General features: G+C 70.0%; 25 protein-coding genes and 1 pseudogene. 17 read left to right on the top strand and 9 right to left on the bottom strand.

Annotated elements, in window-relative coordinates; all coding sequences use genetic code 11:
• Both H9622_RS14235 and H9622_RS14230 read left to right on the top strand, forming a co-directional pair.
• Positions 1–240: pseudogene (locus H9622_RS14235) on the top strand (NADP-dependent phosphogluconate dehydrogenase); the annotation flags it as partial.
• 208 nt (positions 241–448) lie between these two features.
• Positions 449–976, top strand: a complete 528-nt coding sequence (locus tag H9622_RS14230) for a DUF1269 domain-containing protein (protein ID WP_191767075.1) — start codon at positions 449–451, stop codon at positions 974–976.
• A gap of 95 nt (positions 977–1,071) precedes the next feature.
• On the opposite strand, the gene H9622_RS14225 is transcribed toward H9622_RS14230, so the two are convergent.
• Positions 1,072–1,854 carry a patatin-like phospholipase family protein gene (locus tag H9622_RS14225; RefSeq protein ID WP_191767074.1) on the bottom strand — a complete coding sequence of 261 codons (783 nt, stop codon included), beginning with the start codon at positions 1,852–1,854 and terminating at the stop codon, positions 1,072–1,074.
• A 45-nt stretch (positions 1,855–1,899) separates the two neighbouring features.
• The gene (locus tag H9622_RS14220; RefSeq protein ID WP_191767073.1) at positions 1,900–2,223 is read right to left on the bottom strand and encodes a hypothetical protein; all 324 of its coding nucleotides are present in this window, start codon (positions 2,221–2,223) and stop codon (positions 1,900–1,902) included.
• A 160-nt stretch (positions 2,224–2,383) separates the two neighbouring features.
• Here H9622_RS14220 and H9622_RS14215 point away from each other — a divergent pair, with 160 nt between their 5' ends.
• The 7 genes from H9622_RS14215 (at position 2,384) to H9622_RS14185 (ending at position 11,885) form a co-directional block, all read left to right on the top strand.
• The gene (locus tag H9622_RS14215) at positions 2,384–2,932 is read left to right on the top strand and encodes a type 1 glutamine amidotransferase domain-containing protein (protein ID WP_191767072.1); all 549 of its coding nucleotides are present in this window, start codon (positions 2,384–2,386) and stop codon (positions 2,930–2,932) included.
• Positions 2,933–3,093: 161 nt separating this feature from the next.
• On the top strand, positions 3,094–3,765 hold the full coding sequence (locus H9622_RS14210; protein ID WP_191767071.1) for a GAP family protein: 672 nt from the start codon (positions 3,094–3,096) through the stop codon (positions 3,763–3,765).
• A 96-nt stretch (positions 3,766–3,861) separates the two neighbouring features.
• Complete coding sequence (locus tag H9622_RS14205) at positions 3,862–7,566, top strand: nitrate reductase subunit alpha (RefSeq protein ID WP_191767070.1); 3,705 nt, start codon at positions 3,862–3,864, stop codon at positions 7,564–7,566.
• Positions 7,566–9,257: a nitrate reductase subunit beta gene (gene narH, locus H9622_RS14200; protein ID WP_191767069.1), complete on the top strand. Its 1,692-nt coding sequence runs from the start codon at positions 7,566–7,568 to the stop codon at positions 9,255–9,257. Before H9622_RS14205 ends, narH begins: the two co-directional genes overlap by 1 nt.
• On the top strand, positions 9,254–9,877 hold the full coding sequence (narJ, locus tag H9622_RS14195) for a nitrate reductase molybdenum cofactor assembly chaperone (RefSeq protein WP_191767068.1): 624 nt from the start codon (positions 9,254–9,256) through the stop codon (positions 9,875–9,877). Before narH ends, narJ begins: the two co-directional genes overlap by 4 nt.
• The gene (narI, locus tag H9622_RS14190; RefSeq protein ID WP_191767067.1) at positions 9,877–10,665 is read left to right on the top strand and encodes a respiratory nitrate reductase subunit gamma; all 789 of its coding nucleotides are present in this window, start codon (positions 9,877–9,879) and stop codon (positions 10,663–10,665) included. Before narJ ends, narI begins: the two co-directional genes overlap by 1 nt.
• On the top strand, positions 10,662–11,885 hold the full coding sequence (locus tag H9622_RS14185; RefSeq protein WP_318247130.1) for a nitrate/nitrite transporter: 1,224 nt from the start codon (positions 10,662–10,664) through the stop codon (positions 11,883–11,885). The genes narI and H9622_RS14185 overlap by 4 nt, the downstream gene beginning before the upstream one ends.
• Positions 11,886–11,898: 13 nt before the next feature.
• Here the strand turns inward: H9622_RS14185 and H9622_RS14180 are convergent, their stop codons facing one another.
• Positions 11,899–12,816 (bottom strand): hypothetical protein, encoded by a 918-nt coding sequence (locus tag H9622_RS14180; protein WP_191767066.1) that lies wholly within the window; start codon positions 12,814–12,816, stop codon positions 11,899–11,901.
• A 184-nt stretch (positions 12,817–13,000) separates the two neighbouring features.
• Here H9622_RS14180 and H9622_RS14175 point away from each other — a divergent pair, with 184 nt between their 5' ends.
• A complete protein-coding gene (locus H9622_RS14175; protein ID WP_191767086.1) occupies positions 13,001–14,257 on the top strand; it encodes an MFS transporter in 1,257 nt (418 codons plus the stop codon).
• A 42-nt stretch (positions 14,258–14,299) separates the two neighbouring features.
• On the opposite strand, the gene H9622_RS14170 is transcribed toward H9622_RS14175, so the two are convergent.
• Complete coding sequence (locus tag H9622_RS14170) at positions 14,300–15,382, bottom strand: CorA family divalent cation transporter (protein WP_191767065.1); 1,083 nt, start codon at positions 15,380–15,382, stop codon at positions 14,300–14,302.
• A 249-nt stretch (positions 15,383–15,631) separates the two neighbouring features.
• On the opposite strand from H9622_RS14170, the gene H9622_RS14165 reads away from it, so the two are divergent.
• Positions 15,632–17,986 carry an arylsulfatase gene (locus H9622_RS14165; RefSeq protein ID WP_191767064.1) on the top strand — a complete coding sequence of 785 codons (2,355 nt, stop codon included), beginning with the start codon at positions 15,632–15,634 and terminating at the stop codon, positions 17,984–17,986.
• Between the two features lie 66 nt (positions 17,987–18,052).
• On the opposite strand, the gene H9622_RS14160 is transcribed toward H9622_RS14165, so the two are convergent.
• Positions 18,053–19,339, bottom strand: coding sequence for a cytochrome P450 (locus tag H9622_RS14160; protein ID WP_191767063.1), 1,287 nt, complete (start codon positions 19,337–19,339; stop codon positions 18,053–18,055).
• Positions 19,340–19,553: 214 nt separating this feature from the next.
• On the opposite strand from H9622_RS14160, the gene H9622_RS14155 reads away from it, so the two are divergent.
• Complete coding sequence (locus H9622_RS14155) at positions 19,554–19,847, top strand: hypothetical protein (protein WP_191767062.1); 294 nt, start codon at positions 19,554–19,556, stop codon at positions 19,845–19,847.
• Between the two features lie 21 nt (positions 19,848–19,868).
• Here the strand turns inward: H9622_RS14155 and H9622_RS14150 are convergent, their stop codons facing one another.
• Complete coding sequence (locus H9622_RS14150; RefSeq protein WP_191767061.1) at positions 19,869–20,285, bottom strand: NUDIX hydrolase; 417 nt, start codon at positions 20,283–20,285, stop codon at positions 19,869–19,871.
• A 25-nt stretch (positions 20,286–20,310) separates the two neighbouring features.
• Between H9622_RS14150 and H9622_RS14145 the strand changes: the two genes are divergently transcribed.
• The 5 genes from H9622_RS14145 to H9622_RS14125 all read left to right on the top strand — a co-directional run bounded on the left by H9622_RS14145 (position 20,311) and on the right by H9622_RS14125 (position 23,820).
• Positions 20,311–21,813: an SDR family NAD(P)-dependent oxidoreductase gene (locus H9622_RS14145; RefSeq protein WP_191767060.1), complete on the top strand. Its 1,503-nt coding sequence runs from the start codon at positions 20,311–20,313 to the stop codon at positions 21,811–21,813.
• On the top strand, positions 21,807–22,019 hold the full coding sequence (locus H9622_RS14140; RefSeq protein WP_191767059.1) for a putative acetyltransferase: 213 nt from the start codon (positions 21,807–21,809) through the stop codon (positions 22,017–22,019). The genes H9622_RS14145 and H9622_RS14140 overlap by 7 nt, the downstream gene beginning before the upstream one ends.
• An 11-nt stretch (positions 22,020–22,030) precedes the next feature.
• Entirely contained in the window at positions 22,031–22,570 is a 540-nt protein-coding gene (locus H9622_RS14135) for a YaeQ family protein (protein ID WP_191767058.1), read from the top strand.
• A 317-nt stretch (positions 22,571–22,887) separates the two neighbouring features.
• Positions 22,888–23,598 carry a hypothetical protein gene (locus H9622_RS14130; protein WP_225222119.1) on the top strand — a complete coding sequence of 237 codons (711 nt, stop codon included), beginning with the start codon at positions 22,888–22,890 and terminating at the stop codon, positions 23,596–23,598.
• A 42-nt stretch (positions 23,599–23,640) separates the two neighbouring features.
• Positions 23,641–23,820 (top strand): CsbD family protein, encoded by a 180-nt coding sequence (locus H9622_RS14125; RefSeq protein ID WP_191767057.1) that lies wholly within the window; start codon positions 23,641–23,643, stop codon positions 23,818–23,820.
• Positions 23,821–23,892: 72 nt separating this feature from the next.
• On the opposite strand, the gene panB is transcribed toward H9622_RS14125, so the two are convergent.
• From panB to H9622_RS14110, 3 genes are read right to left on the bottom strand one after another with little or no spacing between them, the layout of a single operon-like run.
• Complete coding sequence (panB, locus tag H9622_RS14120) at positions 23,893–24,816, bottom strand: 3-methyl-2-oxobutanoate hydroxymethyltransferase (RefSeq protein ID WP_191767056.1); 924 nt, start codon at positions 24,814–24,816, stop codon at positions 23,893–23,895.
• Positions 24,813–25,664 (bottom strand): pantoate--beta-alanine ligase, encoded by an 852-nt coding sequence (gene panC, locus H9622_RS14115; protein WP_191767055.1) that lies wholly within the window; start codon positions 25,662–25,664, stop codon positions 24,813–24,815. The genes panB and panC overlap by 4 nt, the downstream gene beginning before the upstream one ends.
• Entirely contained in the window at positions 25,661–26,416 is a 756-nt protein-coding gene (locus H9622_RS14110) for a DUF2520 domain-containing protein (protein WP_191767054.1), read from the bottom strand. Before H9622_RS14110 ends, panC begins: the two co-directional genes overlap by 4 nt.
• Between the last annotated feature and the right edge of the window lie 90 nt (positions 26,417–26,506).

Below are 26,506 nucleotides of genomic sequence, written 5' to 3'. Positions count from 1 at the left end.
CAAGACGCCTGGCGCCGCATCGTCGCCACCGCCGCGGCAGCCGGCATCCCCGCCCCTGCCTTCTCGTCCTCGCTCGCCTACTACGACGGACTGCGCGCCGAACGCCTGCCCGCCGCCCTCGTGCAGGGACAGCGCGACTTCTTCGGCGCCCACACCTACCAGCGCATCGACAAGCCCGGCACCTTCCACACCCTCTGGTCCGGCAACCGCACCGAGATCGAAGCCGAAGACACCCACTGACCGCGCGACGACGAAGGCGCTGAGGAGGGCGTCGAAGCTTCACGCCCCGCGGTCATCACGACGTCGACCGCGCCTTGCTCACGGCGACACGTCACCCGTGACGGGGGACGAGCCGAGGGCATCCCGGTCGTAGGCTCGCGTCGTCGTCGGGACTGCGGTCCACGAGGCGGCCGCCGGTCGTTTCGGACGTGGATGGAAGGTGATAGCGATGGGCTCGAAGAATCTCGCGCTGGTGGTCGGTTCGTACGACACCGAGGCAGCGGCATCGGAGGACTATGACACGCTGCGCAGCGGCCAGGACTCCGGCGGCTACGAGATCGTCGGTGCGGTGGTGCTCTCGCGCAGCGAGGACGGAAAAGTCCGGGTGAAGGAGCACGGCGACAAGTCCGTCGGTCACGGCGCTGCATGGGGCGCCGGTGCGGGCGCCGTGCTCGGCCTGTTCGCCCCTCCGTTGCTGGCGGCGACCGCCGTCGGTGCCGGGGTGGGAGCGATCCTCGGCAAGATCAGGAAGAGCCACGAGGAGAAGCAGTTCGGCGTCGACGTCGACGAGTACCTCGCACCGGGGACTTCCGCGGTGGTCGCCGTCGTCGATGACAAGTGGGCGGACCGGGTCGAAGATGCACTCGACTGTGCAGACAAGCGCATCAGCAAGGCGATCGACTCGAACGACTACGAGCGGCTGCGCAAGGCGATCGAGGAGTCCGCTGACGATGTGATCGAGCAGATCAACTCGTAGCGCGCGGGTCAGCCCTCCGGCCGTCGATCGTCCGCCCGATGGAGCGGGGTGGGGACACTCACACCGCCGCCCGTTCGCTCGGCCCCGAGCTGTCGCTAAGCAGTCTCGGGGCGGGCGATGCGGTCGTCGGGGGCAGCCTGCTCGAGTGCTGCGGTCGCCGCCCGACGCCCTTCGGCGATGAGGCGCGGCACATCGCGCATCGTCCACTGCGCCATCCGCTCCATCTCGGGCTGGATGAGAATGACCGACGGGTCGGCGACGAGGTCCGACAGCTTCGTGCTCGTGCGCATCATGCGCGCGTTCTCCCACTTGGCGTGAAGGTGCACGACGATGACGCGATCGGCTCCCAGCCTGCGCGCGGCGAAATGCGGGACGTTGTCGACCAGCCCCCCGTCGGCGAGCAGCCGGCCGCCGAGCCGCACGGGCGGAAGCAGTCCAGGCACCGCGATGGTGGCGCGCAGCGCCTCACTCAAGGGGCCGCTGTCGATGACGACGGCCCGGCGCGTGCGAAGGTCTGTCGCCACCGCCCCGAACCTGCGCGGCAGGTCCTCGATCCGGGGGTCTTCGCCGTGCAGCCTATGGATGGCCTCCGCGACGACCTGGGTGTCGAGCAGCCCCCAGCGCGGCTGGAAGCTCCACTTCGCGATCCTGCTCCAGCGAAAGCGTCGCGCGATCTCTTCGAGTTCGTCTCCGCCGATCCCCGACGCGAAGGCGGATCCGACGAGGGCGCCCGAGCTCGTGCCCGTCACGATTCCCGGACGCAGGCCTCGCTCCTCGAGAACCTGGAGCACGCCGACATGGGCCGCTCCGAACGCGCCGCCGCCGCTCAGCGTGATGCCGAGCCGGGCGTCGTCGGCGGGCGGGAGATCGGTGGACACGTGGCGACCGTACACCCGAGCGGGCACCGCGGGGCGGCGCCGGTCTCAGTCCGTCCGGTGGGGCGGGATGCTCGGCAGATGCGTGCTGTCGAGCGGGACTTCCTCGGCGGGCGCGACGTACGTCTGCCGGTGGCGCACGAGTGCCGGCTCGCCCGGGCGGGCGACGGTGACCTCGCGCGTCGGCGGGTCCACGACTGTGGCTCGAGCGGGCCGGTACAGCCGTGCGCGCCTCTTCTGGTCGATGCGTTGGGTATCGAGGATGAGCTCGTCCTCCGCCCGGCACCGCGCGCACTCGTCGTTCGAGACGGTCCGCCGGTAGTGCGGCGACCACCCGCAGGTGTGCGGCGGCGGCGCCTCGTCGCGGAACATGCTTCGAGGGTAACCGCGGTGTCCATGCCGCGCGGGCGACGCGCTCTGTCGACGCCCTGGCACGCGTGATCGAGAAGCACCGCGTCGACGTGCAGGCCTGCCCGGGGTGAATGCTGTCAACCCCCTCCGACCGCCCGCCCCGCGCTCCTAGCGTGGAGCCATGACTGATCTGAGTGGAAAGCGCGTCGCCTTCGTCGCGACCGACGGATTCGAAGACAGCGAGCTCACCTCCCCCTGGCAGGCGGTGACGGATGCCGGAGCCACGGCCGTTCTCATCGCTCCCGAGTCGGGCGAGATCGAGGGCAAGAACGGCCACAGGCAGGTCGTCGACGAGCTGACGGCCGACGTGGACGCCGGCGCCTTCGACGCGCTCGTGCTGCCGGGTGGAGTCGTCAACGCCGACCACCTGCGCATGGACGGGAACGCCGTCGACTTCGCGCGGGCATTCTTCGAGCAGCACAAGCCGGTGGCCGCCATCTGCCATGCCGCCTGGCTGCTCGTCGAGGCGAAGGTCGTCGACGGCCGCACGCTGACGAGCTACCCGAGTCTGCAGACCGACCTCCGCAACGCCGGTGCGACCTGGGTGGACGAAGAGGTCGTCGTCGAGGACGGTCTCGTCACCAGTCGCACCCCCGACGATCTGCCGGCGTTCAACGCGAAGGTCGTCGAGGAGATCGCCGAAGGCCGGCACTCCGCGCAGAGCGCCTGACCCGAGAGAGGCCTGGCCCGCGTCATGCGGGTCAGGCCTCTCCTCCGGTGGCCGCCCCACAGCGGAGGCGTCACGCGCTAGCCTCGTCCACAGCGCGCTCCCCGTCGGTGGCTCGGCCGTCTTCGGCGCGCGCACCTCGCCCTCGCAACGGAGGAGTTCGCGTGAACGCCGCCATCGGAGCCGTCCTGCCCCTCGCCCTCGGTGTCGCGATCAGCCCGATCCCGATCATCGCCGCGATCCTCATGCTGCTCTCGCCGCGCGCGCGGGTGACGAGCGTCGGCTTCCTGCTCGGCTGGATCGTCGGGATCGTGACAGCGGTCACGGTGTTCACGCTGCTCGCGTCGGTCATCGCACCGCCGGACTCGGATGCCGCGAACCCGGCCCGGGGCGCCGTTCAGATCATTCTCGGCGTCGGTCTGCTCCTGGTGGCGATGCGTCAGTGGCGGGGACGACCCAAACCCGGCGAGCCGGTGGCCCTCCCGAAGTGGATGGCGGCGATCGACAGGATCACCTTCCCGGTCGCCATCGGGCTCGGTTTCCTCCTCTCGGCGGTGAACCCCAAGAACCTGCTGATGGCAGCCGGAGCCGGCGTCGACATCGGCACCGCAGGACTCGACCTCGGGTCGACGATCGCGGTGATCGCCATCTTCACCGTGATCGCGGCATCCACTGTGCTCGTTCCCGTCGTGGCCTACCTGATCGCCGCCGACCGGCTGCGCGCCCCACTGGACGGGCTGCGCGGCTGGCTCGAGAAGGAGAACGCGGTCATCATGAGCGTGCTGCTTCTGGTGATCGGCGTGGCTCTCATCGGCAAGGGCATCGGCGCCTTCTAGACCGAAGGCCCCGGACCGCGCCACCGGGGCCCGGCCCGGGGGCGCGCTCCACGACCGCTCTGGTGCGGCAGGAAAACGTTCACTAGGGTCCGAGTCATGACGCCCCAGATCGGTGTGGACGGGCCGGCTTCCGATGCGCTGCTGGCGGCAGGGCGCTTCTTCACCCGATGGGACCAGACCGCCGATCATCGCGCGGCCTTCCTCGAGGGCGGGCGCGAGGGCGACGCCTTCTACCGCGACCGATGGAGTCACGACAAGGTCGTCCGCTCGACGCACGGCGTGAACTGCACGGGCTCATGTTCGTGGAAGGTGTACGTCAAGGACGGCATCATCACGTGGGAGGCCCAGGAGACCGACTACCCGAGCGTCGGACCCGACCGTCCCGAATACGAGCCCCGCGGCTGCCCCCGCGGGGCTGCGTTCTCGTGGTACACCTATTCGCCCACGCGGGTGCGGTACCCGTACGTCCGGGGCGTGCTGCTCGAGGAGTACCGCGCCGCCAAGGCCCGCGGCAACGATCCCGTCGAGGCGTTCGGCGAGGTCACCCGCGACCCCGAGACCCGTCGTCGCTACCAGCAGGCTCGCGGAAAGGGCGGTCTGGTGCGGGCGTCGTGGCGGGAGGCCGTCGAGCTCGTCGCAGCCGGCTACGTCCACACGATCAAGGAGTACGGTCCCGACCGCGTCGCGGGCTTCTCGCCCATCCCGGCGATGTCGATGGTGTCGCACTGCGTCGGCACCCGGTTCACGCAACTCGTCGGCGGCGTGATGACGTCCTTCTACGACTGGTACGCCGATCTCCCCGTCGCCAGTCCGCAGGTGTTCGGGGACCAGACCGACGTGCCCGAGTCGGGCGACTGGTGGGATGCGACCTACCTCATGATGTGGGGCTCGAACGTGCCGGTGACCCGCACCCCCGACGCCCACTGGATGGCCGAGGTCCGCTACCGCGGCACCAAGGTCGTGACGGTGAGCCCCGACTACGCCGACAACACCAAGTTCGCCGACGAGTGGCTGCCGTGCCAGGCGGGCACCGACGCCGCCCTCGCGATGGCGATGGGTCATGTCGTGCTCACGGAGAACTACGTCGACCGCCACGTTCCCTTCTTCGCCGACTTCGCGCGCCAGTACACCGATCTGCCGCATCTCGTGCGCCTCATCGAGCGCGACGGCGCTCACGTGCCCGGCACGTTCCTCACGTCGAAGGACCTCGGCGGAGAGACGCCCGAGGAGGAGTGGAAGACCGTGGTGCTGGATGCCGCGTCCGGCGAACCGCGGGTTCCCAACGGCTCCATGGGGTTCCGCTACGCCGCGTCGGGGGAGGGTCGCTGGAACCTCGACCTCGAGGGAGTCGAGCCGGCGCTGTCGATCCGCGACCTGCCCGCCGCTTCCCCGGCCGTCGATGTCGAGGTGCTCCTGCCGCGGTTCGACTCGGCAGACGGCTCCGGCGAGGTGCTGCGCCGCGGGGTCCCGGCGACGCGGGTGGGCGGCATCCTGGTCACGACCGTCCTCGATCTGATGCTGGCGCAGTACGGCGTCGGCCGTGACGGACTGCCCGGTGAGTGGCCGACCGGGTACGACGACGCCGATTCCCCCTACACTCCCGCGTGGCAGGAGGAGATCACCGGCGTGCCCGCACAAGCGTGCACGCGCATCGCCCGGGAGTTCGCGGCGAACGCGGTCGAGTCGAACGGCCGGTCGATGATCATCATGGGTGCCGGCATCTGCCAGTGGTTCCACGGCGACGCGACCTACCGCTCCATCCTCGCGCTCCTCATCCTGACGGGTTCCATGGGGCGCAACGGCGGCGGATGGGCGCACTACGTCGGCCAGGAGAAGTGCCGGCCGATCACCGGCTGGCTGTCGCTCGCAAACGCGCTCGACTGGAGTCGTCCACCGCGCACGATGATCGGCACCGCGTACTGGTACATGCACACCGACCAGTGGCGCTTCGACGGCTACTCCGCCGACGCCCTTGCCTCACCGCTCGCCGACGGCCATCTCACCGGGATGCACACCGCGGACACGATCGCCCAGTCCGCGCGGCTCGGATGGATGCCGTTCTACCCGCAGTTCGACGTCAACCCTCTCGACCTCGCCGACCGAGCCGACGCGGCCGTGGCCCACGGAGAGGCGACGGATGCCGCATCCTTCGTCGCCTCGCAGCTCCAGTCCGGCGAACTGCAGCCGGCGATCGCCGACGTCGACGCCCCCGAGAACTGGCCGCGCCTGCTCACGCTGTGGCGCTCGAACCTCATGGGGTCGAGCGCGAAGGGCAATGAGTACTTCCTCAAGCACCTGCTCGGCACCCACAGCAACGTCATGGCGACCGATGAAGCCGCCGTGCGACCGAACGACGTGAAATGGCACGACGAGATCCCGGAGGGGAAACTCGACCTGCTGGTTTCGGCCGACTTCCGCATGACCTCGACCACGCTGCTGTCGGACGTCGTGTTCCCTGCGGCGACCTGGTACGAGAAGCACGACCTGTCATCGACCGACATGCATCCGTTCGTGCACGCGTTCACCCCGGCGATCGACCCGCCGTGGGAGGCGAAGAGCGACTTCGACCTGTTCCACGCCATCGCCGTCGAGTTCTCGGCGCAGGCTCGGACGCATCTCGGCACGCGCAGGGATCTCGTCTCCGTGCCGATGCAGCACGACACGCCCGGCGAGACGTCGCAGCCGGGCGGTGCGGTGCGGGACTGGTCGCGCGGCGATGGCGTCGGCGTCCCCGGCAAGACGATGCCGCAGTTCACCGTGGTCGAGCGCGACTACACCGCGATCGCCGACAAGCTCGCCACCGTCGGACCGCTCGCAGACGAGCTCGGCTTCACCATCAAGGCCGTGACCTACGACGTCTCGCACGAGGTCCAGCGGCTGGCACAGAAGAACGGCGTGATGCTCGGCGGTGCCGCCGAGGGGCGTCCGGCGATCGACACGGACGTCAAGATGGCCGAGGCGATCCTGGCGTTCTCCGGGACCACGAACGGCGAACTCGCGTCGCAGGGCTTCCGCACCCTCGAGAAACGCGTCGGCAAGCCGCTGGCCGACCTCGCGGAGGGCTCCGAGGAGAAGCGCATCACGTTCGCGATGACGCAGGCGGCACCGGTGCCGGTGATCACGTCGCCGGAGTGGTCGGGGTCGGAGACGGGCGGGCGACGGTACGCGCCCTTCACCGTGAACATCGAGCGATTGAAGCCCTTCCACACGCTGACCGGGCGGATGCACTTCTACCTGGATCACGCGTGGATGCGCGACCTCGGGGAGGCCCTCCCCATCTATCGCCCACCGCTGGACATGCACCGCCTGTTCGGCGAGCCCACCCTCGGGCCCGATGGCGCGCAGCAGGTCGTGGTGCGTTATCTCACGCCCCACTCGAAGTGGTCGATCCACTCGGAGTACCAGGACAACCTGTTCATGCTGTCGCTCTCACGGGGAGGACCCACGGTGTGGATGAGTCCGGCGGATGCCGCGGCCATCGGTGCAGCCGACAACGACTGGGTCGAGTGCGTGAACTCCAACGGTGTGCTGGTCGCGCGGGCGATCGTGTCGCACCGCATGCCGACCGGCGTCGTGTACGTGCACCACGCGCAGGAGCGCACGATCGACGTGCCGAAGTCGGAGGCGACCGGTCGGCGCGGCGGCATCCACAATTCCGTCACGAGGCTTCTGGTCAAGCCGACGCACCTCATCGGCGGGTACGCGCAGCTGTCGTACACGTTCAACTATCTCGGCCCGACGGGCAACCAGCGCGACATGGTCGCGACGGTGCGCCGCCGCTCGCAGGAGGTGACGTACTGATGCGTGTGATGGCCCAGATGGGCATGGTGATGAACCTCGACAAGTGCATCGGGTGCCACACCTGCTCGGTGACGTGCAAGCAGGCGTGGACGAACCGCGCGGGAACCGAGTACGTGTGGTTCAACAACGTCGAGACGCGCCCCGGTCAGGGCTATCCGCGCCGTTACGAGGACCAGGAGCAGTGGCGCGGCGGGTGGACGCTCAACAAACGCGGACGCCTGGCGCTGCGCACCGGCAGTCGTCTGAAGCGCCTGCTCACGATCTTCTCGTCCCCGGTGCAGCCGAAGCTCGCCGACTACTACGAGCCCTGGACGTACGACTACGAGACCCTGATCGACGCGCCGCTCGGCGACGACTTCCCGGTGGCACGGCCGAAGTCGCTCATCACCGGCGAGGACACGAAGATCACGTGGTCGGCGAACTGGGACGACGACCTCGGAGGCGCCTCGGAGATGGGCCATCTCGACCCCATCGTCGAGCGGGTGCGGCGCGAGTCGGAAGACAAGATCAAGCTGCAGTTCGAGAAGACTTTCATGTTCTACCTGCCGCGGATCTGCGAGCACTGCTTGAACCCCTCGTGCATGGCGTCGTGCCCGTCGGGCGCGATCTACAAGCGAGCCGAGGACGGGATCGTGCTCGTCGATCAGGACCGCTGTCGCGGCTGGCGCCAATGCATCACGGGGTGCCCGTACAAGAAGATCTACTTCAACCACAAGACCGGCAAGGCCGAGAAGTGCACACTCTGCTACCCGCGCCTCGAGGTCGGCATCCCCACGGTCTGCTCCGAGACGTGCGTCGGACGCCTCCGCTACCTCGGCCTCTTCCTCTACGACGCCGACCGCGTGACCGAGGCGGCGTCGACACCCGACCCCCAGGATCTCTACGAGGCGCAGCTCGACCTGATGCTCGACCCCGACGACCCCGAGGTCATCGCGGCGGTGCGCGCGCAGGGTGACATCCCCGACGACTGGATGGATGCCGCGCGCCGGTCGCCGGTGTACGCCCTGGCGAAGACCTACCGGGTGGCGCTGCCGCTGCATCCGGAGTACCGCACGATGCCGATGGTCTGGTACATCCCGCCGCTGTCGCCCATCGTCGACCTGCTGCGGGATCAGGGTCACGACGCCGAAGCGGCGGGCACGCTGTTCGGTGCCATCGAGGCTCTGCGCATTCCGGTCGAGTACCTCGCCGAGCTCTTCACCGCCGGAGACGCCGACCTCATCACCATCGTGCTCCGACGCCTCGCCGCCATGCGCGCGTACCTTCGCGACATCACCCTCGACCGGGAGCGCGACGAGTCGATTCCGCAGGCGGTCGGGATGACCGGCGATTCGATCTACGAGATGTATCGCCTGCTCGCCATCGCGAAGTACGAAGACCGCTATGTCATCCCCACAGCGCACTACGAGCGAGCCCACGAGCTGGAAGAGCTGGGCTGCTCGCTCGACTTCGACGGCGGGCCCTACGCAAGCGAGTCGGGCATGTTCGGCGAGGCCAGCGGCCGACCCGTCCCGGTCGCCGTGGAGACCTTCCAGGCGCTCAAGGAGCGGCAGACCTCCGACACGGCGGCGAGCGGCGAGTCGCTGCGCGGCCGGGTGAACCTGCTCAACTGGGACGGCAACGGGTCGCCACCGGGGTTGTTCCCGCCACGAGACGACCGACCCGATGCCCCGGAAGAGGGCTCGTCATGAACGCGCGCGTGGTCCACCAGGCGGCGTCACTGTGCCTGAGCTACCCCGACGACGCGGTACTCGGATCGGCGGCGATGATCGACGCCGCGCTGCGCGAGGCGGCACCGCAGGCCGCGGCATCCTTCGCCCCGCTCCTTCACTGGTGGGCGAGCACGCCGCCGGACGAGGTGCAGGCCGCCTACGTCGACACGTTCGACATGTCGCGACGCCACGCGCTCTACCTGAGCTACTGGACCGACGGCGACACCCGTCGTCGCGGCGCCGTGCTCGCAGACCTGAAGCGGCGCTACCGCGAGGCGGGCCTCGCTCTCGAGGGAACCGGAGAGCTCCCCGACTTCCTGCCGCTGGTGCTCGAGTTCGCCCGGCACTCCCCGCGCGAGGGCAGCGCGCTGCTGCAGGAGTACCGGCCGAGTCTCGAGCTCATCCGCCTCGCGCTCGGCGAGCGCGGCTCGCCCTACACCGGCGTCGTCGCCGCCGTGTGCGACACGCTTCCGGGACGCTCGCCTGCCGACCGGCAGCAGGCGATGGCGATGGCCGCGGCCGGACCGCCGCGAGAGTCGGTCGGTCTCGACCCGCACGACCCGCGGCTGCTGCCGCTCGAACCGGTGGGGAGGCACTGATGGACCTGTTCCTGTGGGGCATCCTGCCGTACATCATGGTCGCGGTGCTCGTCGGCGGCACGATCTGGCGCTACCGCTACGACCAGTTCGGCTGGACGACGCGCTCGTCGCAGCTGTACGAGTCACGGCTGCTGCGGATCGGCTCGCCGCTGTTCCACTTCGGCATCCTCGTCGTCGTCATCGGCCACGTCGTCGGTCTCGTCATCCCGAAGGCGTGGACGGACGCCTTCGGCGTCTCAGAGGACATGTACCACCTCGCCGCACTCGGCCTCGGCACGATCGCGGGGTTCGCAACCCTCGTCGGAGTCGGCATCCTGATCTATCGACGTCGCACCACCGGACCGGTGTTCATGGCGACGACGAAGAACGACAAGACGATGTATATCGTGCTGGTCGCCGCGATCGTCGCGGGACTCGCGACGACGGTGCTGAGCGTCGTGGGACCGCCGCACGAGGTCACCTATCGCGAGACGGTGGCGCCCTGGTTCCGCTCGCTCTTCGTCTTCCAGCCCGACATCGCTGCGATGAGCGCGTCGTCGCTCGACTTCAAGGTTCACACGGTGATCGGAATGCTCCTGTTCATGCTCTGGCCGTTCACGCGGCTCGTGCACGCGTTCACGGCGCCGGTGCACTATCTCTTCCGCCCGTACATCGTGTACCGCTCACGCGACGGGCGGCCGACGACCGCCCGTGGCATCCGGCGCGGCTGGGCGCCCGTCGGGACCACTGACCGCACCCCCGATCGCAAGGCCGGCCGCAGCGGCACCAAGACAGGAGGACGACGATGACGACGGATGCCTCCGCCCGGGCGGAAGCCGCCGTTCAGGCGCTGCCCGGCCGCACCAAGAACCTTCTGCTGGCGCTGCTGGCGTTCACGATCACCTTCTGGGCGTGGAACCTGGTGGCCCCTCTCGGAGTGCAGTACACCGCCGAGATGGGGCTGGACTCGACGCAGGCGTCGTTGCTCATCGCGACGCCCGTGCTCGTCGGCTCGCTGGGGCGCATCCTCACCGGGGCATTCACCGACCGATTCGGCGGCCGCCTGATGTTCACCCTGCTCACCGCGGCATCGGCCGTGCCCGTCGTCCTCGTGGCGCTCGCGGGGGTCATGGGATCGTACGCCTTGATGCTCGCGTTCGGGTTCCTGCTGGGCATCGCCGGAACGACGTTCGCCATCGGCATCCCTTTCGTCAACGCCTGGTACGAGCCGTCGAAGCGCGGGTTCGCGACGGGCCTCTTCGGCGCGGGCATGGGCGGCACCGCTCTGTCGGCGTTCTTCACACCGCGCATGGTGGCGTGGTTCGGCTATGTCCCGACCCACCTCATCATGGCCGGCGCGCTCCTCGTCGTCGCACTCATCGTGTGGCTGTTCATGCGCGACTCGCCGCGGTGGAAGCCCAACACCGCCCCGGTCATGCCCAAGCTGAAGGCGGCGTCGAGACTTGCCGTGACCTGGCAGATGGCATTCCTGTACGCGGTGACCTTCGGCGGCTTCGTCGCGTTCTCGACCTACTTGCCGACGTACCTCAAGGAGGTCTATGGCTACGACCTCGCCGATGCCGGCGCGCGCACCGCAGGCTTCGCCATCGCCGCGGTCATCGCGCGACCCGTCGGCGGATGGCTCTCCGACCGCATCGGACCGGCGGCCGTGCTCAGCATCTCGCTGGGCGGGGCCGCCGTCATGGCTGTGGTGATCGCTCTGCAGCCACCCCCCGAACTCGCCGCCGGCACCGCGTTCGTCCTCATGGCGCTCGCGCTGGGACTCGGTACCGGTGCCGTCTTCACCTGGGTCGCCCAGCGCGCCCCTGCGGAGAAGGTCGGCAGCGTGACCGGCATCGTCGGCGCCGCCGGAGGGCTCGGCGGCTACTTCCCGCCGCTCGTGATGGGTGCCACGTACAACGCCGAGGCCCACAGCTACACGATCGGACTCAGCCTTCTCTGCCTCACCGCCCTGGTCGCTCTGGGCTTCACGATCTTCCTCGCGAGGAAGGGGCGTCGCGCGGCGTGAGCTCCACGTCAGTTCACTGCTCGAGGAAGCGCACGGGCAGGTCGGCGATGTCGAGGTCCGATTCCCGGACGAGCTCCTCGATCGCGTCGTGCTGCGGCTCCGGGGCGACGATCTGCACCCTCGCCTGCGTGTTCGTCTCCCGGCCGTCGGCCCAGAAGCTGCTCACGGCGTGTTCGTCGGCGAGCTCGGTGAGCAGCGCGAGAAGCCGGTCGCTCTCGTCCGGCTGAACGGCGACCCCGAGCGAGGAGGAGTTGATCTCCACCACGGTGCCGGCATCGAGACCGGCCGCGGCGACGAGATCCTCGGCGTGCGCGACGAGCGGCAGCAGGTGGGTGAATCCGGCGGATGGCGCTTCCTCGCCCTCCACCAACGCGAACCTGGTCGCGTCCCACCTCGCCGGCTGAACGGCGAGCCCGGGTGCGACCCGGTCGAGCTCGTCGACGACCTCGACCGCATCGAACCCGAAGTCCGGGCACCGTGCGCCGCTGCCGACCGCGCTCCGGGAGGGCGAGTCGCCGTGCACCGATACGTCGGCACCTGACGGCGTGCGCACGTGGAGCGACCACATCACGGCGTCGGGGTATCCGGTCGCGCACGCGGCGTCGAGCACACCGGGGAGACCCGCCTGGTCCACGGTCACCGCCATCCACGACGTCGGGTTCGCGAACGTCGGCGCCTCGACCCAGCGCTCCTTCTCGACGGCTTCGACACCGGGGAGGCTGTCGATCGTGCTCGCAAGCTCGTCGAACTCCGCGCTCGGTCGCTCGAAGTGCTCCTCGTTGACCATCCAGGCGAACAGCACCAGGGCGGCGAGCACGAGACCGACGAGCGCGACCACCAGAACGGTGACCCGGACCCGTGCGGCCGTCTTCCGGTGCGGGCGACGGCCATCCGGCTCGGTGCCCTTCTCGGGGGTGAGCGTCGTCGCCATCGCATCGCCTCCCGACGGATCTGCGGCTCGTCGCCTCGAACCTACCGCGTGCCGGTCGGGCCGACCCGGCGAGCTTCGCGGCACCCCGTGGACGCTGACCGCCGACGGGACTACTGTCGCGGTGTCGTCGAAGCTCTCGCAGAGGGGCGGTGCCGTCATCTCCCACGTCAGTGCCGCGCGCCCGATGCCCACCCCGCGGCGAGTGCAGGGCACCTATTACACGCTGATGCTCGGCAACACCCTCGCCGCGTCGTTCATCTGGGGAGTGAACACCCTCTTCCTCCTCGACGCCGGACTCTCGAACCTCGAGGCGTTCTCCGCGAACGCGTTCTTCACGGCAGGCATGCTGATCTTCGAGATCCCCACCGGCGTCGTGGCCGACACGGTCGGTCGACGGGCGTCGTATCTGCTGGGCACGATCACGCTGGCGGTCACGACCGTCATGTACTGGCTGCTGTGGGTGTGGCAGTCGCCGTTCTGGGCCTGGGCGATCGTCTCGGTGCTGCTCGGGCTCGGTTTCACCTTCTTCTCCGGCGCGGTGGATGCCTGGCTCGTCGATGCGCTGAAGGCGACGGGCTACACCGGCAGCCTCGAGACCGTCTTCGGGCGCGCTCAGATCGTCGGCGGCATCGCGATGCTGTCGGGCTCGGTACTCGGCGGCATCGTCGCGCAGGCGACGAACCTCGGCGTGCCGTTCGTGATCCGCGGCGCCATCCTGCTGCTGATGTTCGTCGTCGCCGCCCTGCTGATGCGCGACCTCGGCTTCACGCCGGATCGCAGCGAGACGCCGCTGCGCGCGACGCGCACGGTCCTGCGCGCTTCGTTCCGCTATGGGCTGGGTGACCCGCCGGTGCGCTGGCTCATGCTCGCCAGCCCGTTCACCGCCGGGGTCGGCATCTACGTCTTCTACGCGCTGCAGCCGTACCTGCTCGAGCTCTGGGGTGACGAGGAGGCGTATACGGTGGCCGGGCTCGCCGCCGCGCTGCTCTCGGGCGCGGCGATCGTCGGCGGGGCACTCGCCCCGTGGGTGCGCAGGCTCTTCCGCCGTCGCACCTCGGCGATCCTGCTGGCCACCGTGGCGAGCGCGCTCGTGCTGCTCGGACTGGGGCTGGTGCGCGACTTCTGGCTCGCGATCGTGCTGGTGGCGCTGTGGGGCATCGCCTCCGCGATCGACGACCCCGTGCATCGCGCCTACCTCAACGACATGATCCCGTCGAAGCAGCGGGCGACGGTGCTGTCGTTCGACTCGCTGATGGGCTCGGGTGGCGGTGTGGTCATCCAGCCGGTGCTGGGACGAGCGGCAGATGTCGGGGGCTACGGCACCTCGCTGATCTGGAGCGGCGTCATCTCGGCCGTCGCGATCCCGTTCGTCCTGCTCAGCAGGGCGCAGAACGCCCCCGCCGACACCGCCCGGGAGGTCGCCGAAGGCGGGCAGGCGTAAGGACTGCGCCGCGGGCGGCGGCATCCCTTCTCCGCGTCGGCATCACAGCCAGTTCCGGCGCTTGAACATGACGTAGATGACGATGTCGACGATGACCATCGCGACGCCGATGGCCACCCACCCGTACTGCCACTGCACCAGCGGGATGTTCTTGAAGTTCATGCCGTACAGGCCGGCGATCAGCGTCGGCAGCGCGAGGAGCGCGGCAAAGGCGGAGATCGTGCGCATGTCCTGGTTCTGCCGCGCGGCGACGTTGTTCTCGTGACTGGAGAGGATCGCGTCGAGCGCTTTGCTCTGGTTGTTGATGAGAGCGGCCGTGCCGGCGGCGTCGTCGAGGAGGTCGTGGAGGTAGGGCACGATGTGCTCGTTGCCGACCGTCAGCGACTCGAGATGATCGGTGCTCTCGCGCAGCGCGGCGGCGATGCTCGAGACCGCCCGGTCGACACGGCCGATGTCCTTGCGGATCTTGTAGATCCTCCGGTGGTCCTCCGCCGTCGCGTCGTTGAACACCTGCTCCTCGAGCTCCTCGAGTTCGGTCTCGACGTCGGCGGCGGCTTTCGCGTACCCGTCGACGACGTTCGCCATGATCGTGTAGGCGGCAGGCATGGTGCCGTTGCGGAGGTCTTCGGGCGCTTCTTCGAGCAGTGCGCGGAGGTCGGGGAGCTTCCCGCCCTCGGACCGCTGCACGGTGAGCAGCCACCCTTCGCCGATATAGAGGTACGTCTGGCCGAGCACCAGCGCGTCCGACTCCTCGTGCTCGAGGATGCTCCACAGCATGACGAACAGATGCTCCGCGAACTTCTGCACCTTCGGCTGCTGCCGACCGGAGGCCACGTCGGCGGCGGCGATCGGATGGACGCCGAGGATCGTGCGAGCCTGCTCGACGGTCTCCTCCTCGGGCTCGACAAGATGCAGCCACACGAAGTCGCCGTGTCGCCTCGCACGAGCGACGACCTTGGGGATCTCGTCGAGCTCGAAGTCGTCCAGCTCCTCGATGTCGGGTGTGAGGCGGAACCCCCGCAGCCTGCCCGGCTGCGCGCCCGAACCCTCCTGTGGGCCGTCGTCGGCCGTGGGTGAGGATAGTCGCGGCTCGGTGGTGGGGGCCCGTCCTGAACTGGTCGACATGGTGCACTCCTTCGTGGGGTGGCCGGCGCCACCGCGTCGAAGTGTCGCCCTCGTGCCTGCGAGCACGGACGGGGCTTGACAACCGCTCGGCCGTGGGGACGGCCGTGGCGCGCTTCGCCATCGCCCGATGCGGGTGATGCCCCACCCGAGGCATCCCCCCTACGCTCCAGTCCTGTGACCGGGGGGCCGCATCCTCACCGCTGCGCGACCTCGGCCGGACGACACGGACTGTGACGAGAGGGCATCGAGATGACCGAAGAGAACAAGACATCGATCGTGGGAGGTCCGCTTCCCCCCGCCCGGTCACTGCCGTTCCCCCCGAAGCCGTCGGGCAGCTATGCCGGTCGCACCCTCGCCGAGTCGACCTACTCTCCTCTTCCGCCCGAGCAGCACCTCGGTGACGACGCACCGAACATCCTGGTGATCCTCATCGACGACGCCGGGCCCGCGCTGCCCGCGCCGATCGGCGGAAGGATCGACACTCCGACGCTCGAACGCATCCGAGAGACGGGCATCGGCTACAACCGCTTCCACACGACGGCGATGTGCTCGCCGACCCGCGCGTCTCTGCTCACCGGTCGCAACCACCATCGGGTCGGGGCGGGGCAGATCGCCGAACTCGCCAACGACTGGGACGGCTACTCGGGCCACATCCCCAAGAGCAGTGCGACGATCCCCGAGGTGCTGCGCAACTACGGCTACTCGACTGCGGCGTGGGGCAAGTGGCACAACACCCCCGCCGAGGAGACGACGAAGGCCGGGCCCTACGACAACTGGCCGACGGGCAACGGGTTCGAGTACTTCTACGGCTTCCTCGCCGGCGAGGCCTCTCAGTACGAGCCGAACCTCGTGCGCAACACCACGAGCGTCCTGCCGCCGAAGTCGCCGGAAGAGGGCTACCACCTCAGCGAGGACATCGCCGACGACGCCATCGCGTGGCTGCGCGACCACAAGGCGCTCTCACCCGACAAGCCGTTCTTCATGTACTGGGCGACCGGCGCCATCCACGGGCCGCACCACGTCCACCAGGAGTGGGCCGACAAGTACAAGGGCGTCTTCGACGATGGATGGGATGCCTATCGCGAAGACGCTCTGGCGGGTGCGAAGGCGGCGGGCTGGGTGCCCGACGACGCGGTGCTGACCCCGCGGCCGGAGTCGCTGCAGGGCTGGGACGACATCCCCGATCACCAGAAGCCGTTCCAGGCGCGGCTCATGGAGCTGTGCGCGGGCTTCGGCGAGCACGCCGACGTGCAGGCCGGGCGCGTGGTCGACGAGCTGGAGAGCCTCGGGTACGCGGACAACACCATCGTGGTCTACATCTGGGGCGACAACGGCTCGTCGGGCGAGGGGCAGAACGGCACGATCAGCGAACTGCTCGCACAGAACATGATCCCGACGACGGTCGACCAGCACATCGCCGCGCTCGAGGAGCTCGGCGGCCTCGACGCCCTGGGCACGCCGGCGACCGACAACCAGTACCACGCGGCGTGGGCCTGGGCGGGGTCGTCGCCCTACCAGGGCATGAAGCTCATGGCGTCGCATCTGGGCGGCACGCGCAACCCGATGTTCATCCGGTGGCCCGCGCGGATCGAGCACGATCCCGAGCCCCGCACGCAGTTCCACCACGTGATCGATCTCGCGCCGACGATCTACGAGATCCTCGGTATCTCGCACCCCGATACGGTCAACGGCATCCCGCAGGATCCCATCGACGGCACGAGCTTCGCGTACTCGATCGACGACAAGGCGGCCGAGGGCCGGCATCGCGTGCAGTACTTCGAGATCATGGCCAGCCGCTCGATCTACGAGGACGGCTGGATGGCATCGACCACCGGTCCGCGACTTCCCTGGGTTCCGGGTGTGCCGCCCGGCATCGCCACATGGACGCCCGACAAAGACGTGTGGGAGCTCTACAACGTCGATGCGGACTGGAGCCAGGCGAACGACCTCGCCGCCCAGCATCCCGAGAGGCTCGCCGCGATGAAGGAGCTCTTCGCGATCGAGGCGGCGAAGAACAAAGTGCTTCCGGTCGGCGGGGGTCTGTGGGTCGTGCCGTTCCACCCGGAACTGCGCATCTCACCGCCGTACACGGAGTGGGACATGACGGGTGACACCGTGCGCGTGCCGGAGTTCTGCGCGCCGGCGCTGGGGAACAAGCCCAACACGGTCTCCATCGAGGTGACGGTCGGCGAGAAGGCCAACGGCGTGCTCTACAAGCTGGGCGGAGCGGGCGGCGGGCTGACGGCGTTCGTCGTCGACGGCATTCTGACGTACGAGTACAACCTGTTCCTCGTGCAGCGGACGACGGTCGCGGCATCCGATCCCCTCCCAGCTGGCGATCACACGATCGAGATCGAGACGTCGTATGTGGAGCCGCGCCCGGGGGGACCTCTCTCCGTGGTGCTGCGCGTCGACGGCGCCGAGGTCGCATCGGGCACCGTCCCGGTGAGCGCGCCCCTGCTGTTCTCCGCCAACGACTGCCTCGACATCGGCCGCGCGTACGGAGGTGCCGTGTCGCGGGCGTACGCCGACCGGATGCCCTTCGCATTCGACGGGGAGATCGGGCGCGTGCACGTGGCCTACACCATGCCGGCGAAGGCCTGACCGGAGGGTGCTGGGCGCCCCGAGGGGCGCGCGCCTGGCGACCGGCGCATCGCGCGTGCCGCCCGCCTAGCCGTGGAAGGGACAGCGCCCGCCCGTACCTGCGGCGCGCACCTTCGCGCCCGACGACGGCTTGGTCGGCAGACGCCGACGGTTCACGCTCAGACCCTGCGGGAGGACCGTGAGCCGAGGGTCGCTCAGCACGGCGATCGCCGCGGAGAGTCCGGCCAGCGCGAGCTTCTCGCCGGGGCAGCGGTGGCCGGTGCGCACCTCCGCTCCGCCGTGCGGGACGAAGGCGCGCAGAGCCTCATAGTCGTCGACGCCGACGAACCGTTCGGGGTCGAAGTCGCCGGGGCGGGCCCACGACTCGTCGTCGGTGTTCGAGCCGAGGATGTCGAGCACGACGCGTCCGCCCTTGCCCACGCGCTGGCCGTCGAGCTCGACGTCGGCGATCGCCCACCCCGGCAGCATGGGCACGAAGGGCGACACGCGGCGCACCTCCTGCGCGAACGCGAGGGCAAGCGGACCGCCGACGAGCGACCCACGCTCGCCGGTCTCGGCGGCGATGCGTCCTCGCCACTCCGGCTGCTCACGCAGCCGCTTGGCCGCGAACGCCACGAACCGCGCGACGGCCACCATCGGGCGGATGCTGTTCTGCAGCTCCACGCCCGCGAGATGCGGCGTCAGCAGAGCACCGTCTCGGTTCGTGTGCCACGCCCACTCGGCCAGCGCCGTGCCGGGCGGAGCACTGAGCGAGCCGGCGCGGACCGCTTCGATGAGCCGTGCCGCGTGGCGGTCCGACCAGGCGCGGTTGAGCTGCGCCTGCAGGAAGGCGGGGGAGTACGGGGCGCCGAACCCGTCGACGATCTGGGCGAGTCGCGCCGACCATCGGGTGCGCGCCGCCGCCGTGCCCGGCAGTCCCGCCCACGTCGTGATCGCCCGACCGAGCGCCCCCACCGCCGCGTCGTACGCGGAGCGGCGACCGCCGGCGATCCAGTCCGCGAGCTCCGCCTGCCATTCGCGCTCGAGGAGCGGAGTGAGCCGCTCGACCTGGGCGTCTTCGTACGCGACGTCGACGAACGTCGCCTTGCGGTGTCGGTGGTCGTCACCGTCGAGGCTGTGCACCGAGCCGTGACCGAACAGGGTCTCCTGCACGATCGAGGGCATCGCGCCGTGGCGTGCGACTAGCCGGTCGTCGTAGAACACGTCGACGCCGTCGGCACCCCGCACGAACAGCGCCTCCCGCCAGAGGAGCTGCATCGGAACAGCGCGCGCCCCCCGACGTGCTCGGCGCCACATGCTCGCGCTGAAGTCGTAGCCGCGTGCGGCGAATCGGAGACCGTCGTCGATCAGCATTCCGCCACGCTCGCAGGTGCGCGGCGCCCGTGCCAGGGGGTGCGGCGCCCGCGGCGGCTGTGCTACATCGCCGCTCGTCGGGACGCGGCATCGGCCTCGAGGCACTTTCGACTCAGACATTCAGGTGCTCGTCAAGACCTCCCACCGCGTGCAGGGGGGCTGGGATGCTGGGGCCGGCGTGTGGGACGCCGGGCGAGTGCGAGGAGGCATGGCCATGGAGATGACGCATGTGATCACCGGGGGCGATCCCCGGCCCGACCTCGTCTGGGTGGGCAACGGCGGGTGGGTCGCGTGCGACGCTCTCGCAGAGCGGAGCGATCCCCACCGTGTGGTCGCCTACCTCGAGTGCAAGGACCAGATCGTCTACGTGCTCTGGGTGCACGGCCGTGCCGGCGTCGACGAGTACCCGTCGCTGGGTGATGCGCTGGCGGCCATCGCGGAGGGGATGCGCGTGCGGCGGGAGACCAGCCTCGCGGCGGCGACGCCGGTCGCGGTTCCTACGGCCTGAGGGTCGCCCCTCGCGGCTTCGTCAGTCGGGCAGGAAGTTCTCGCGCGCGAGAGGCGCGACCTCGAGCGACTCGGCGTCAGCGCGCGTGATCCAGCGCAGCTCGGCGATCTCGGCGCCGACCGTGGGACTCTGCGAGCGGATGTCGGCGGCGAACACGTCGGCGACGACGAGGCAGCCGGGCTCATTCGCGGCCGCGGCGGTGAAGGCGCCCAGCGAGCGGAGGTCGTCGACGGGCACATGGATGCCGAGTTCCTCGGCCAGCTCGCGGCTGAGGGTCTCATCCGGGGATTCGCCCGGTTCGGGCTTGCCGCCCGGCTGCATGAACGCCGTCGTCCCCTCCTTGCGCACCAGCAGCAGCCGGCCGTGCTCGTCGAGGATGACCGCGGCCGACACGTGGATGCGGCGGGGCGGCGTCGGCTCGTCGGGCGGGGTGGTCACCCCGGCACGCTAACAGGTCGCGCCCATGCGGGCCGACGTAGAATCGCGTGTGCCTGACCAGACCCCCGCCGCCGACCTCCCGCCGAGCGGCATCGACCGTGCCGACCTCGAGACGACGCTCCGCGTCCTCGGGAACATGGCCGGGCTCGATGAGACCCACCCCGACTTCATCGCCGTTCGGCGCGCGACCGCGGCGATGTTCAAGGCGGTCAAGAAGGAGCGGCGGCGCGAGATCCGCGAGGCGATCGCCCAGGCCGACAAGGCCGTCGTCGCGGCGACGGCCACCGGAGCACCCGACCGGATCGACGACGAGACGCGCGGCATCCCGATCAGCACGTCCACGACCGCACCGACGGCCGGCACGCTCCTCAAGGCGCGCGGCTGCTACATCTGCAAGCAGCCGTACACGGTGGTCGACGCGTTCTACCACCAGCTCTGCCCCACCTGCGCGGCGATGAGCCACGAGAAGCGCAACGCCCGCACCGACCTGACCGGCAAGCGCGCCCTGCTGACCGGCGGCCGCGCGAAGATCGGCATGTACATCGCGCTTCGACTGCTGCGCGACGGCGCGCACACCACGATCACGACCCGCTTCCCGCGCGATGCCGTGCGCCGCTTCAGCGGCCTGCCCGACGCCGGCGACTGGATCGACCGGCTCAAGATCGTCGGCATCGACCTGCGCGATCCGGCGCAGGTGATCGGCCTCGCCGACGAGATCGCCGCCGCCGGACCGCTCGACATCCTGATCAACAACGCGACGCAGACCGTCCGTCGTTCGCCGGGTGCATACCAGCCGCTGGTCGACGCCGAACTCGCGCCGCTGCCGAACGGCCCGCTGCCCGAGCTCGTCACGTTCGGCCACACGAACGACCAGCATCCGCAGGCGCTGGAGCGGTCGGTCACCGCGCACCCGATCCTCGCCGCCGCGGCCGCGCGCGCCGACGAGCTCACCGAGCAGGCGATGGCCGCGGGCTCGAGCTCGCTCGACCGCCTCGCGGCGGGCACGGCGATCGACGCGGGCGGGCTCATCCCCGACCTCGACCACTCCAACTCGTGGGTGCAGCGGGTGGACGAGGTCGACCCGCTCGAGATGCTCGAGGTGCAGCTCGCGAACACGACCGCGCCCTTCCTCCTCATCTCGCGACTGCGCCCGTCGCTCGCCGCCAGCCCGGCTCGGCGCACATACGTGGTGAACGTCAGCGCGATGGAGGGTGTCTTCAACCGCGGGTACAAAGGGCCGGGGCATCCGCACACCAACATGGCCAAGGCGGCCGTCAACATGCTCACCCGCACGAGTGCGCGCGAGATGTTCGAGACCGACCGCATCCTGATGACGAGCGTCGACACCGGCTGGATCACCGACGAGCGCCCGCACCCGACGAAGGTGCGTCTCGCCGAGGAGGGCTTCCACGCGCCGCTCGACCTCGTCGACGGGGCCGCCCGCGTCTACGACCCGATCGTGCGCGGCGAGGCCGGCGAAGACCTGTTCGGCGTGTTCCTCAAGGACTACGCGCCCGGCGCATGGTGACGCTTCCCGAGCCCGGCCACCGGGTCGTCGTGCGCTACCTGCTGCCCTCGGGGCAGGCGACCGACGCGCTCGGAGAGCTGCTGGAAGCGGATGCCGAGACCGTCGTCGTCGACGGAAAGCGCGGTGTCGAGCGCATCGCACGGGCCGACATCATCGCGGCCAAGGAGGTTCCGCCGCCGCCCGCTCCCCGACCCCGCATCGTCTAGGCTCGTCGGCTATGGCACTCGGCGCGACCATCCACACCTTCGACGTGTCCCTGGCCGACGTCGATCGCGGTGTGTATGAAGACCTCACGCTGCGTGTGGCGCGGCATCCGTCTGAGACGGACGCGTTCATGATGACGCGCGTGCTCGCGTACTGCCTCGAGTACGAGGAGGGCATCGCCTTCAGCGAGGGCATCTCGGCGACCGACGAGCCCGCCGTGCTCGTGCGCGACCTCACCGGCCGCGTGACCGCGTGGATCGAGGTCGGCGCCCCCGACGCCGAGCGTCTCCACCACGGCAGCAGGCTCGCCGAGCGGACCGTCGTGTACACGCACCGCGATCCCGCGAAGGTGATGGCGCCGTGGGCGGGCAAGCGCATCTACAACGCCGAGGGGATCGTGCTGCACAGCTTCGACCCCGGGTTCATCGATGCGGCCGTTGCGGCGATCGCCCGCCGCAACACCATGACCCTCTCGGTAACCGAGCGCCAGCTCTACCTCGAGCTGAACGGCACCAGCACCTCGTCGGAGATCCACGACCACTCGATCGTCTGACTGCGCGTGAAGCGCCCACACCGCGGCCTCTCCGGACTCCCGTCACCGCATCTCCTGAAGCTGGTGCGCTCCCTGTCAAAGCGTCGGGAGATTTCGGCCTCAACGGCCCGCACCGGCAACTCGCGACGGCGTTTCTCCCGACGGTTTGACCGCTGCCCGACCTCACCCGGTCGATCGAGTGCGCGCGAAGCGCACGTTCCCGGGACAGGGGCACCGGGCCCGACCGGAAAACGCTTCGCGGGCGCGGGAGGATAAGCCTTCCGCGCCTTCGCCGCAACGGGGGACCCCTGCGAGCGCAAGCGGCCTAATCTCGCCGCATGAGTTACGACAACGACGCGCGCACTGACCGGGATCGCACCGTGCACGACGCCGACAGAGTCGCCGCCGCACCGGTGGCACCTCGCACCGTGCACGACGCCGACACGGTCGCCGCCGCACCGGTGGCGCCGGCGGATCTGTCGCACGGCCGGGCACTCGCCGAGGAGCGCAACCGCTTCGGTGGCGTGAAGTTCGGCTCGGCGTTCTTCGGCTGGCTTGCCGCCTTCGGAGCGGTCGTGCTGCTCTCGGCCATCGTCGGCGCCGTCGGTGCCGCCATCGGCATCGAGACCGGCACCACGGTGGAAGAGGTCGCGGACGCGGCATCCGACAACCCCGACACCGTCGGCATCGTCGGGGCCATCGCGATCGGGATCGCCCTGTTCGTCGCGTACCTCGCGGGCGGCTACGTCGCCGGGCGCATGGCGCGGTTCAGCGGTGCTGCGCAGGGCTTCGCCGTCTGGCTGTGGGGCATCGTCATCGCGATCGTGGTGGCGCTGCTCAGCCTCGCCGCCGGCAGCCGGTGGGACATCCTGTCGGCGCTCGACGGATTCCCGCGCTTCCCGATGGACGCGACGCTCACAGGCATCATCACCGCCGTGGTGGCGGCGATCGTCACCCTCGGCGGCGCGATCCTCGGCGGCATCCTCGGGATGCGCTATCACCGCCGGGTCGATCGACTCGGCGTGGACCGCGACGCCGACGGCGTGTGACTCAAGACCCTCGCAAGGACCATCCAGAGAAGGGAGAACGCCATGGGTGCAGGAGATGACATCAAGCACGGCGCGGAGGAGATGAAGGGCAAGGTCAAGGAGTCGGTCGGCGACATGACCGACAACGAACGACTCGAGGCCGAAGGCAAGATGGATCAGGCCAAAGCCAACATCAAGCAGGCCGGCGACGACGTGAAGGACGCCTTCACCAACGATCGCTGATCTGGCGTGCCGCGTGCCCCCGGTTCCGGCCGGGGGCACAGCCGTGCGCGGGGCGACCGCGCACAGTGATCGCTACGCCCCGGGCCGGCGCGTGCGCACCTGCGGCGGAGCGCTCGAATCGAGGATCGCGCGCAGGCGAGCGGACTCGTCGGCCGGCATCCCGTACCCGTGCTCGGGCTGCGGATAGGCGCCCGTGCGCACCTCTTCGGCGTACGCCGAGACGGCGCCGATCATCTCGCCGCGCAGCTCGGCGTAACGCTTGACGAACCGGGCGGTGTGACCGTCGTAGATGCCGAGCAGGTCGTGGAACACGAGCACCTGGCCGTCGGTGCTCGGTCCGGCGCCGATGCCGATCACCGGGATCGAGAGCTGCGGCATGATCGCCTCGGTCACGGGCGTCGGGATCGCCTCGAACACGATCGCGAAGCATCCGGCGTCCTGGAGGGCGATCGCGCTCTCGCACAGGGCGACGGCCTCCTCCGCGGTGCGGCCCTGCGCGCGGTAGCCGCCGATGCTCGCCGCCGTCTGCGGCGTGAGACCGACGTGCCCCATCACCGGGATGCCCGCGGCCACGATCGCGCGGGCGCGGTCGACCGACGAGCCGCCGCGCTCGATCTTGACAGCGTCGCAGCCTGTCCTCTTCACGAAGCGCTGCGCGGTCTTGACGGCCTGCTCGTCGGACTGCTCGTACGACCCGAACGGCAGGTCGGCGACGAGCAGCGGTGTCGACAGTCCGCGGCGAACGGCGGCCGTGAGCATCAGCATCTCGTCGACCGTCACGGGCACGGTCGATTCATGCCCGAGCACGGTCATCGCCGCCGAGTCGCCGACGAGCACCATGTCGACTCCCGCCGCCTCGGCGATCTGGGCGCTCGGATAGTCGTAGGCGGTGACCATCGCGATCGGCTCACCGCGTTCCTTCATCGCGGCGAGTGCGCCGAAGGTCATGCGGGGGCGGGCGGGCTTGTCGGCGGTGGGGAAGGATCCTGCGCTCATGCGGTGGCCTCCAGGATTCGGTTGTCGATGAGTCGTGCCCTGCCGACCTGCGCGGCGACGGCCAGCAGCGCTCCGCCGTCCACGCGGTCGAGCTCGGCCAGGTCGTCGGGCGACCGCAGCTCGAGGTACTCGGGCTCGATGCCGGCACGCGCCAGCACCTCGCGCGCGGCCGCGATCACGGCATCCGCCCCGGTCTCGCCGTTGCGGACGACGGCGTCGGCCGCCTCGAGAGCGCGGTTGAGCGCGGTCGCCTGCTCACGGGCGGCGGGATCGAGGTAGACGTTGCGCGAGCTCATCGCGAGCCCGTCCGCCTCGCGCACGATCGGGCACGCGACGATGCGCACCGGCATGTCGAGGTCGCGCACGAGCCGGCGGATCACGAGCACCTGCTGGGCGTCCTTCTGGCCGAAGTACGCGGCATCCGGCGCCACCATCTGGAACAGCTTCGTGACGACCGTCGCCACCCCGTCGAAATGGTGCGGGCCGCGATGGGCGCCGTCGAGCACGTCGGTGATGCCGGCGATGTGGATGGTCGTCGAGAACCCGCGCGGGTAGACCTCGTCCACCGGAGGAGCGAACAGGATGTCGGCACCCGCCGCCGCGGCCAGTTCGGCGTCACGCGCCTCGTCGCGCGGATACGACGCGAGGTCCTCGTTCGGCCCGAACTGCGTCGGATTGACGAACAGCGAAATCACGACGAGGTCGTTCTCGTCCCGCGCCCGACGGACGAGCGAGAGGTGACCGTCGTGGAGGGCGCCCATCGTGGGCACGAGTCCCACTGCGGCGCTCCGCGATCGCGCGTCGCGCACGGCGGCACGCACGTCGGCTACGGTCCGGACGATCCTCATACCGGCATCCCCTTCGTGCCGACGAGTGAGCGCGTGCGGTCGGTCAGTTCGTCGAAGAGCGGAAGAAGGTCGGGAGCGGATGCCTCGACCGCGGCCCGCTGCCGCTGCACGGTCGCCTCGTCTCCGCGCACGATAGGCCCGGTGAGCGCCTCGCGGGGCCCGTGGGCGGCCCAGTTCTCGACGGTGCCGCGCACGAGCGGAACGAGGTGCGAGCGGAACCCCTCGGGAAGGCCGGATGCCGCAGCCACCGTCTCGGCGGCCGCCTGCAGTGTCACGAGGTAGTTCGACGCGATCGAGGCGGCGGCGTGATACCCGGCACGCTGCTCGTCGCGCACCTCGAACGGCCGGCCGCCGACGGCGAGGGCGAGCTCCTCGGCGACCCGCAGCGCGTCGGGCGAGGTGCCGGCGACGGCGCAGCCGACGCCGTCGAAGGAGTCGGCGTCCTCGGTGCCCACGAAGGCCCGCAGCGGATGGAGTCCGAAGTCGACGCCCGCTTCGACCAGCGGCGTCGCGCCGGACGTGTGGCCCACGAAGGGCGCGGCACCGCGCGCGGCCGCGCCCGCGTCGCCGATCTCGCGGTCGGGGACGCACAGGAGCACGGCGTCCGCGGGTGCGATGCGCTCGCCCCGGACGGTCGGGCCGTGCACCTCGTAGCCCGCGGCGCGGAACGCGGCGGCGGCGGCTCGGCCCACGCGGCCGGCCCCCACGACGCTGATGCTCGCGACGATGCGACTCTGATTCGAGGTGCTCATGATGGTGACGGCCACTGGCGGCCGGTCTGTCGAGTATCCCACTGCGGCGGGGGCGGCGAGACGCCGCGAGTTCACTCCCGGCGGGTGATG

The sequence above is a fragment of the Microbacterium gallinarum genome (assembly GCF_014837165.1).
GTDB lineage: Bacteria > Actinomycetota > Actinomycetes > Actinomycetales > Microbacteriaceae > Microbacterium > Microbacterium gallinarum.
The sequence above is the reverse complement of the archived record's forward strand: the minus strand, read 5'-3'. Positions and strand labels throughout refer to the sequence as shown.